This is a genomic window from Dolichospermum sp. LEGE 00246, from assembly GCF_015207865.1.
In the GTDB taxonomy this organism is placed as follows: Bacteria; Cyanobacteriota; Cyanobacteriia; order Cyanobacteriales; family Nostocaceae; genus Dolichospermum; species Dolichospermum heterosporum.
The window spans coordinates 1-7090 of the sequence record NZ_JADEWA010000286.1; the positions used below are offsets into that span (position 1 = coordinate 1).

Here is a 7090-nt window from a genome sequence, read left to right on the forward strand (position 1 = left end):
TATAAGAGACAGACACAATCCCGATTAGTAGATATAGATTTTTTCAAAATATCCAACCAATTAGCTTATTAAAAAAGATTACTAATAATTCTTTTACTGGTTGTTTGCAGGTATTTAGTGAGTCGGGTGCTTGGTCAATATATATGGATCAGGGTAAACTAATTTACGCTGGTTATTCTGAGGAAATGTTTGAACCTCTTTATCGTAATTTACAGAGATTGAGTCAGCAAATTTCGACTCTTCCTATGGGTATTAATGAACAGGTACGGATGATTTTTGAAAAGGATCTTGAAAATCAGTCAATACCAAATCCAGATTATTTAGCAATTTGTTGGTTAGTTAATCAAAAATATATTAGTCACTTTCAGACTGCTTTGTTGATTGAACAATTAGCATTGGAGGTTTTAGAATCATTACTAGATTTAGAATATGGCAGTTATGAATTTGTTCGACATACTTTTTTAGATAATCTTCCTAAATTTTGTCATTTAAATTTAAGAACTTTAGTAGAACAATGTCAATCAGGGGTTAAGGTTGATGTTCAGGAAAATTTGAATTTTGAAAATCATCATCAATCCCCGTCACATACTACATATCACGAACAGTTACCTAAAAGCAATTCTGAGCAAGTTGATTCTCAACTACATATACATCAGCCGATAAACTCCCCAGTTAGGGAGAGGAAGAAATATAGTATTTTGGGTGTGGACAATGATTATAGCATATTAAATACTGTGGAAGATTTTTTAGATGAGCAAATATTTTCTGTGCTGAAATTCATGGATTCTTCCCAAGCTTTAATGGAAATTTTGCGAGTACAGCCCGATATGATTTTATTAAATGTAGAAATGCCTAATTTAGATGGCTATGAAATCTGTTCTTTATTGCGGAAACACTCGTATTATAAAAATACTCCTGTGATTTTGATGACCGAAAGAATGGGATTAAGAGATAAAGCTAAAGCCAAATTTGTGAGGGCTAATGGCTATTTAGAAAAGCCTTTTTCTCAAGGGGATTTACTGAAAATTATTTTTCATCATATTGTGTGAAAATTTGACACCTACAAAATTGATTAGTTTAGGGATTTTTATTTTATTTTGCACTCATACCCAGATCCCCGACTTCTTAGAGAAGTCGGGGATCTGACTCTTGGAGTTAATCTAGCACCACGTCTTCGTGTCTACTGCGATATTTGGGGCAATCATATAAGGTTTGCTTTTGGTGTAGAGTTTATATAAATAGGGATGTCTAAAAAATCAGTATTTACAAAATTTAACAACATGAGTGGTAAGTTCATTGTATTTGAAGGTGTGGAGGGTTGTGGTAAAACTACTCAGATGCAACGGTGTTTTCAGTGGTTAGAAAGCTTAAATATATCAGTAATACTGACTCGTGAACCAGGGGGAACGGAGTTAGGAAAGGATTTACGGGCGTTATTATTGGAAAAGTCACCAAGTAAGCCGGTGGGGGAAGTCACGGAACTATTATTATATGCAGCGGACAGGTCACAACATATTGAAGAAGAGTTAAAACCTAATTTAGCCATAGGGAAATTTATTTTGTGCGATCGCTATACTGATTCTACTATCGCCTATCAAGGTTATGGTAGAGGTTTAAATATGAATCTCATTCATCAACTTAATCAGATTGCTACTGGTGGCTTAGAAAGTGATTTAACTATTTGGTTAGATGTAGATGTCGAGGTAGGACTATCCCGCAAACGGGGACAAGCTAAACTAGATAGAATTGAACAGGAAACTATTACTTTTCATCGTCGGGTACAGCAAGGATATACAGAATTAGCTGCATCCAATCCATCCCAAATTGTGCGAATAGATGGCAATGACAGTCAAGATATCGTTCAAAAAAGTATCCAGGAAATTTTACAGCAACGCCTGTTTTCATAACTATGTTCTCGTCATTAATCGGACAACAGCAAGCGGTAGAATTATTAACTCAATCCGTTAAACAACATCGAGTTGCACCAGCTTATATGTTTGTGGGTGCTGATGGTGTAGGCAGAAGTTTGGCAGCAAAATGTTTTATTGAATTACTTTTTTCTAGTTCTATAAAACCCGATCAAATTCCCATTTTACACAATCGCATTCAGCAAAGAAATCATCCAGCTTTATTGTGGGTAGAACCAACTTATCAATATCAAGGACAAAGACTCACCCCAGCAGAAGCAGCCGAAAAGGGAGTTAAACGCAAAGCACCACCGATTATTCGTTTAGAACAAATTCGAGAAATTACGCAATTTCTTTCTCGTTCACCATTGGAAGCAGCGCGGAATATCATAGTATTAGAACAAGCAGAAACAATGGCGGAATCTGCGGCAAATGCGTTGTTAAAAACTTTAGAAGAACCGGGAAAAGCGACATTAATTTTAATTGCCCCCTCCCCCGAATCTGTGCTACCAACTTTAGTATCCCGTTGTCAAAAAGTTCCCTTTTATCGGTTAAATATTGCGGCTATGACTGAGGTATTGACACAAACAGGAAATGCCGAAATTTTGCAACATCCAGAAGTTTTAAACATAGCCGCAGGTAGTCCAGGAAATGCCATTTCCTCCTACCAACAATTGCAAACCATTCCTAGCGAATTTATCGCCCAGGTGAAAAAAACGCCAACATCTTACCGTCATGCTTTAGAATTAGGTAAAAAAATTGATAAAGAATTAGATACAGAAGCCCAATTATGGTTAATTGACTATTTACAACAATACTATTGGCAACAAATACATGAACCTAAAATTATTCAACAATTAGAAAAAACCCGGAAACATTTACTTTGTTACGCCCAACCTCGTTTGGTTTGGGAATGTACATTTTTAGCCTTATTTCAAATATCCCAAAATCCGTAGGGTTTCCCCGCCCTCAATTAAGTAGGTTAGCATTGAAAATTGTCGTCATGGGAGGGCAAGAGGCAAGAGGCAAGAGTGAAGAAGCTTTGGACGATTTTACTTTTCTTTTTTCTTTACACACCTTGGTTTTAGAGACTTCCAATTAAAAAAATATCCCAAAATTTCTTGTGGTGCGGGCATCTTGCCCGCTAATAATAAAAGGACGGGCAAGATGCCCATCCCACAAGATTGGATCATCTTTTTTGTGGAGTTCTTTTATTGTGTTCACCTACTTACAGTAGTTTCCAATGATATGAGTTACATCTTAGCCCCCCTCATCGCACCCCCCTCAATCCCCCCGCTGCGGGGGGAAGAAAAGGATAAGCTTTTGATACTGGAGGGGGTTGGGGGTGGGGTTCTTGTACCTCATAACACCGGGAAGTGCTGTATATTGCTTTTATATTGCCTTTAATTATCGAAATTTTCCCATTGTCTCATTTAATCAGGATCACAACGAATTTCAATCATAAATCCATCGGGATCATAAAAATACACTCCTCTACCAGTAGGACGGGAAACTGGTCCATAAGCAATGACCAAATTATTTTCTTGAATTACTGCTAATGCTTGGTCAAATAATTCTGGATCAATATCAAAGGCTAAATGATACGCTCTAGTGAAAGACTTACTGGGATCTGGATCTGGTGGTAATAATTCTGGTTCTCCAAATAAGTCAATAATTGTACCGTCAGGAGTGGCAAAGTTGGCGACTTTTCCGGTGTTGACAAGTTCTATTAATGTTTCTGGTATTTCATCCCCTGTAAGTTCGTGTAAGCCTAAAATATGACCATAAAAATGGCGAGATACTGCCATATTTTGGACGTTAAAAGCGATATGATGAACCTTGCGGAGGTAGCCAGTGGGAATATTTTTTTGAGAAATCATCATCCCGAAATTTAAAATCTATGGATTTAAAATTATCTGCAAATCGAGAATAAAGCCCGGTAAAATATCTTCACCAGAAAGTTTTGGTGGGTTGTCAACATCAAAGTTCAAAACTTCTACATCTTTTCCGTAACGATAAATTTCTACCAAGGGTGTTTGTGGATCAATTAACCAACCTAAAAGCGCCCCATTATTTTGATATTCTCGCATTTTAGTGCGTAATTTTTCTAAACTATCCGTTTCTGATCGCAATTCAACTACAAAATCAGGACAAAGGGGGGGAAACCGTTTTTTTTCTTCTTTACTTAAAGCCTCCCAACGTGCTAGTTTTACCCAAGCTGCATCAGGACAGCGATAAGCACCACTGGGTAATTTAAACTCTGTAGAAGAATCAAATACTTTACCTAATTTGGTTTGACGATTCCAAATACTTAAATCTGTAGTTATATCTGAGTTTCTAATTCCGCTTTCTCCACCTGTGGGGGGCATAATAATTAATTCTCCCGTTTGGGTAAGTTCTAATTGCCAAGGTTCGTTGGCAATGCAAAGTTGATAAAACTGCTCATCTGTTAAATTTACTGCGGGAGGTATGTTTAAGGTGAGGGTTTCCATAGGTTTTGCTTGAAGAGGCTAGTTTTATTATCAGATAAAATTCATGAAAATTCAGAAAAATTTAGGCTAGGCGATCGCTAAAATTGACCCCAATGGTAAAAATGGTGAGATGCTGTCATATTTTGGATATTAAAAGCGATATGATGAACCTTGCGGATGTAGCTGGTGCGAATAGTATTTTTATTCATTTTTGATAATTGGATATTTTTTAATATACTGTAACCCACAACAAGATCATCCTACTTGACATTAAATATAGAATACTATAGTATTCAAGTATGAACAACAAAACTATTGATTTATTCGCAGGTGCAGGTGGCTTAACTACAGGCTTTCACTTGGCTGGCTTTGAAGCGTCTTGTGCCATTGATGTAAATAAAAAAGCCTTAGCCACCTATCAATATAACTACCCAAACACTAAAATTATACATCAAGATATTCGTGAAGTTAATCCCTCAGAACTCCGTTCATATCTAGGTTTAAAAAAAGAAGAACTAAAAGCAATTATTGGCGGACCTCCTTGTCAAGGATTTTCCAGAAATATACCTGCCGAATATCGCTATATAGATGATCCTCGGAATCAGTTATATAAAAGTTTTATAGAATTTGTTCAAGAGTTCAGACCGCTTTACGTCATTATGGAAAACGTCCCGGAAATTTTGACAGCATACAAAGGTTTATTTAAAAATGAAATTACAAATCAACTAGAATTACTGGGATATAAAGTTGTCACATCATCTTTAAATGCTGCTAACTACGGAGTGCCACAAACCAGAGCTAGAGCTTTCTTTATTGCCAGTTTAGAGCATTTAATTTGCTTACCAGAGCCTACACATAATGATGATCTTAAAAGTGGTTCTAGCAAGAAACAATCATCCTATCAAACGAATCTACTAAAATCTAATTATTCTCCAATTGTTACAGTTAAAGATGCAATTGGAGATTTACCACAACTAAATGCAGGACAAAAATATGATGAAGATAGATATCCCTCAGATCCACAAACAACTTATCAATCTTTAATCAGATATGACAGCACAAAAATTACAAACCATATTGCTCGTGCTTTAAGCTCCATTCAAATGTCAAGAGTAAGGCTGTTAAAGGAAGGACAAGATGCCAGAGATTTACCACCTGAATTAGCACCTAAAAAACACTATAGTGGTGCTTATGGCAGGCTTTATTGGGACAAACCAGCGAAGACAATTACCAGATGGGTTTTTCATCCTGGTTCTGGTAGATTCTTTCATCCCACACAAGATAGAACCATTACAATACGTGAAGCTGCGAGACTTCATTCTTATCCAGATACTTTCCATTTTCTAGGAACATATACAGAAATGGCTTCTCAGATTGGTGAATCTGTACCTCCACTACTAGCTAAAACTATCGCTGAGTGCATTAAGTAGGTTGGCGTTGAAAATTGTCGTTATGGCAAGGCAAAAGGCACTCATGCAAGAGGGTTTGGGCGATTTTACGTTTCTTTACACAGATTGGTTTTATTGTGTTCACCTACTTATCTAAAGTTAAGATTAGGAATTTTGTGCTTGTAAAGCTGCAAGAATAGTTTTCACATAATTCTCAGGGTTAAGACGAGTTCGTTGAATATTTATTCTCACTGCTTCTGGAGAAATAATTCTAGCTTTAAAAAGTTGTTTTTGATTCTTATACCAAACTAACTCAATTTTATCTCCGATACTACCCTGTAAACCTGCACCACTTTTACCAGTTTTCTTATTTACTGTCCAAGCCCAATTAAAAGTAGTTGGATCAAGTGGATACAAAGGCTATTCACAATAAACATATTCATTGCCTTTAATGGTTTTCAGTAGTATGCTTTCATAACTATTTTCAACTCCTTGTAATGACTGATTTGTGATCAATTTCTCATTCCAATGTTGAATAATAGCCGCACCCAGTTCGTCCGGTGGAGATAATTCTGTTAAACCAGAAAAACCAAGTTGATCAGCTTTACTAATAATATCTGCTCTTTGAATAACAAAGAAAAATGTGCTGCCAATTTTTAAGTTACCAAGTTGGAGCGATTTCAATGACCAACCTGTTTCAGTTAAAATATTAACTGCATCATACAGCAGTTTACTACGTCCTAAAGCTGGATCAGAAAGAGGAATATCTTTAACATAATGAAAAATAGCTTCCCAAGCATAATCTTCTATTGACCCAATAGCTGGGGATGCAACAGTAGCAATAATAGCTTGTTTTAGCCTCTCAATCTCGTTTTTTGTCAACACTTAAAGATTCCTCCACAGCTTGCAAAAATTCACTCATTGTTACAGTTAAAGCATTGGTGATATGACTCAGAACTCTTACAGATGGGCTTTTTAATCCTCGTTCCAGTTGGCTAATATAGGTTCTATGCAGACCTGTAATTTCTGCTAGATACTCTTGAGACCAACCTTTTTCTATACGACGACGTTGTATTTCTAGCCCTAAATTTTGGTCTAGTTTACTTGATTGCATAGAAACAGGTTAAGATATTGAATACAAAAGTTCTACAGACTAAAGTATTCAACTACGCTAATAGCAGATTCCTTTGATAAGTAGCCATCATGAACTGCGTACACCAGGACATATAAAAAACTTCTTATTCCCCTCCTCGCTTGCGGGGAGGGGTTAGGGGGTAGTCTGTCAACCCGAAAATGACGGGTGAAGGCAAGCATGTCTCTTATA

General features: G+C 36.6%; 9 protein-coding genes. 4 read left to right on the forward strand and 5 right to left on the reverse strand.

Going from position 1 to position 7090, the window contains the following annotated elements:
• Nucleotides 1-17 precede the first annotated feature (17 nt).
• The 3 genes from IQ228_RS17405 (at nucleotide 18) to IQ228_RS17415 (ending at nucleotide 2863) form a co-directional block, all read left to right on the forward strand.
• The gene (locus IQ228_RS17405; RefSeq protein WP_193963738.1) at nucleotides 18-1049 is read left to right on the forward strand and encodes a response regulator; all 1032 of its coding nucleotides are present in this window, start codon (nucleotides 18-20) and stop codon (nucleotides 1047-1049) included.
• A 231-nt stretch (nucleotides 1050-1280) separates the two neighbouring features.
• Complete coding sequence (gene tmk / locus IQ228_RS17410) at nucleotides 1281-1907, forward strand: dTMP kinase (protein ID WP_027402194.1); 627 nt, start codon at nucleotides 1281-1283, stop codon at nucleotides 1905-1907.
• 2 nt (nucleotides 1908-1909) lie between these two features.
• Nucleotides 1910-2863: a DNA polymerase III subunit delta' gene (locus IQ228_RS17415; protein ID WP_027402193.1), complete on the forward strand. Its 954-nt coding sequence runs from the start codon at nucleotides 1910-1912 to the stop codon at nucleotides 2861-2863.
• A gap of 477 nt (nucleotides 2864-3340) precedes the next feature.
• On the opposite strand, the gene IQ228_RS17420 is transcribed toward IQ228_RS17415, so the two are convergent.
• Together IQ228_RS17420 and IQ228_RS17425 are read right to left on the reverse strand one after the other, a co-directional pair.
• Complete coding sequence (locus IQ228_RS17420) at nucleotides 3341-3787, reverse strand: VOC family protein (RefSeq protein WP_193963739.1); 447 nt, start codon at nucleotides 3785-3787, stop codon at nucleotides 3341-3343.
• Nucleotides 3788-3805: 18 nt separating this feature from the next.
• Nucleotides 3806-4399: a Uma2 family endonuclease gene (locus tag IQ228_RS17425; RefSeq protein ID WP_027402192.1), complete on the reverse strand. Its 594-nt coding sequence runs from the start codon at nucleotides 4397-4399 to the stop codon at nucleotides 3806-3808.
• A 278-nt stretch (nucleotides 4400-4677) separates the two neighbouring features.
• Between IQ228_RS17425 and IQ228_RS17430 the strand changes: the two genes are divergently transcribed.
• Nucleotides 4678-5808, forward strand: a complete 1131-nt coding sequence (locus tag IQ228_RS17430; RefSeq protein WP_027402191.1) for a DNA cytosine methyltransferase — start codon at nucleotides 4678-4680, stop codon at nucleotides 5806-5808.
• A gap of 123 nt (nucleotides 5809-5931) precedes the next feature.
• Here the strand turns inward: IQ228_RS17430 and IQ228_RS26725 are convergent, their stop codons facing one another.
• The 3 genes from IQ228_RS26725 to IQ228_RS17440 are packed head-to-tail and all read right to left on the reverse strand — an operon-like array spanning nucleotide 5932 to nucleotide 6880.
• Complete coding sequence (locus IQ228_RS26725) at nucleotides 5932-6183, reverse strand: hypothetical protein (RefSeq protein ID WP_228043928.1); 252 nt, start codon at nucleotides 6181-6183, stop codon at nucleotides 5932-5934.
• Nucleotides 6184-6186: 3 nt separating this feature from the next.
• A complete protein-coding gene (locus IQ228_RS26730; protein ID WP_228043929.1) occupies nucleotides 6187-6651 on the reverse strand; it encodes a hypothetical protein in 465 nt (154 codons plus the stop codon).
• Complete coding sequence (locus tag IQ228_RS17440) at nucleotides 6629-6880, reverse strand: helix-turn-helix domain-containing protein (RefSeq protein WP_027402189.1); 252 nt, start codon at nucleotides 6878-6880, stop codon at nucleotides 6629-6631. The genes IQ228_RS26730 and IQ228_RS17440 overlap by 23 nt, the downstream gene beginning before the upstream one ends.
• Nucleotides 6881-7090 lie beyond the last annotated feature (210 nt).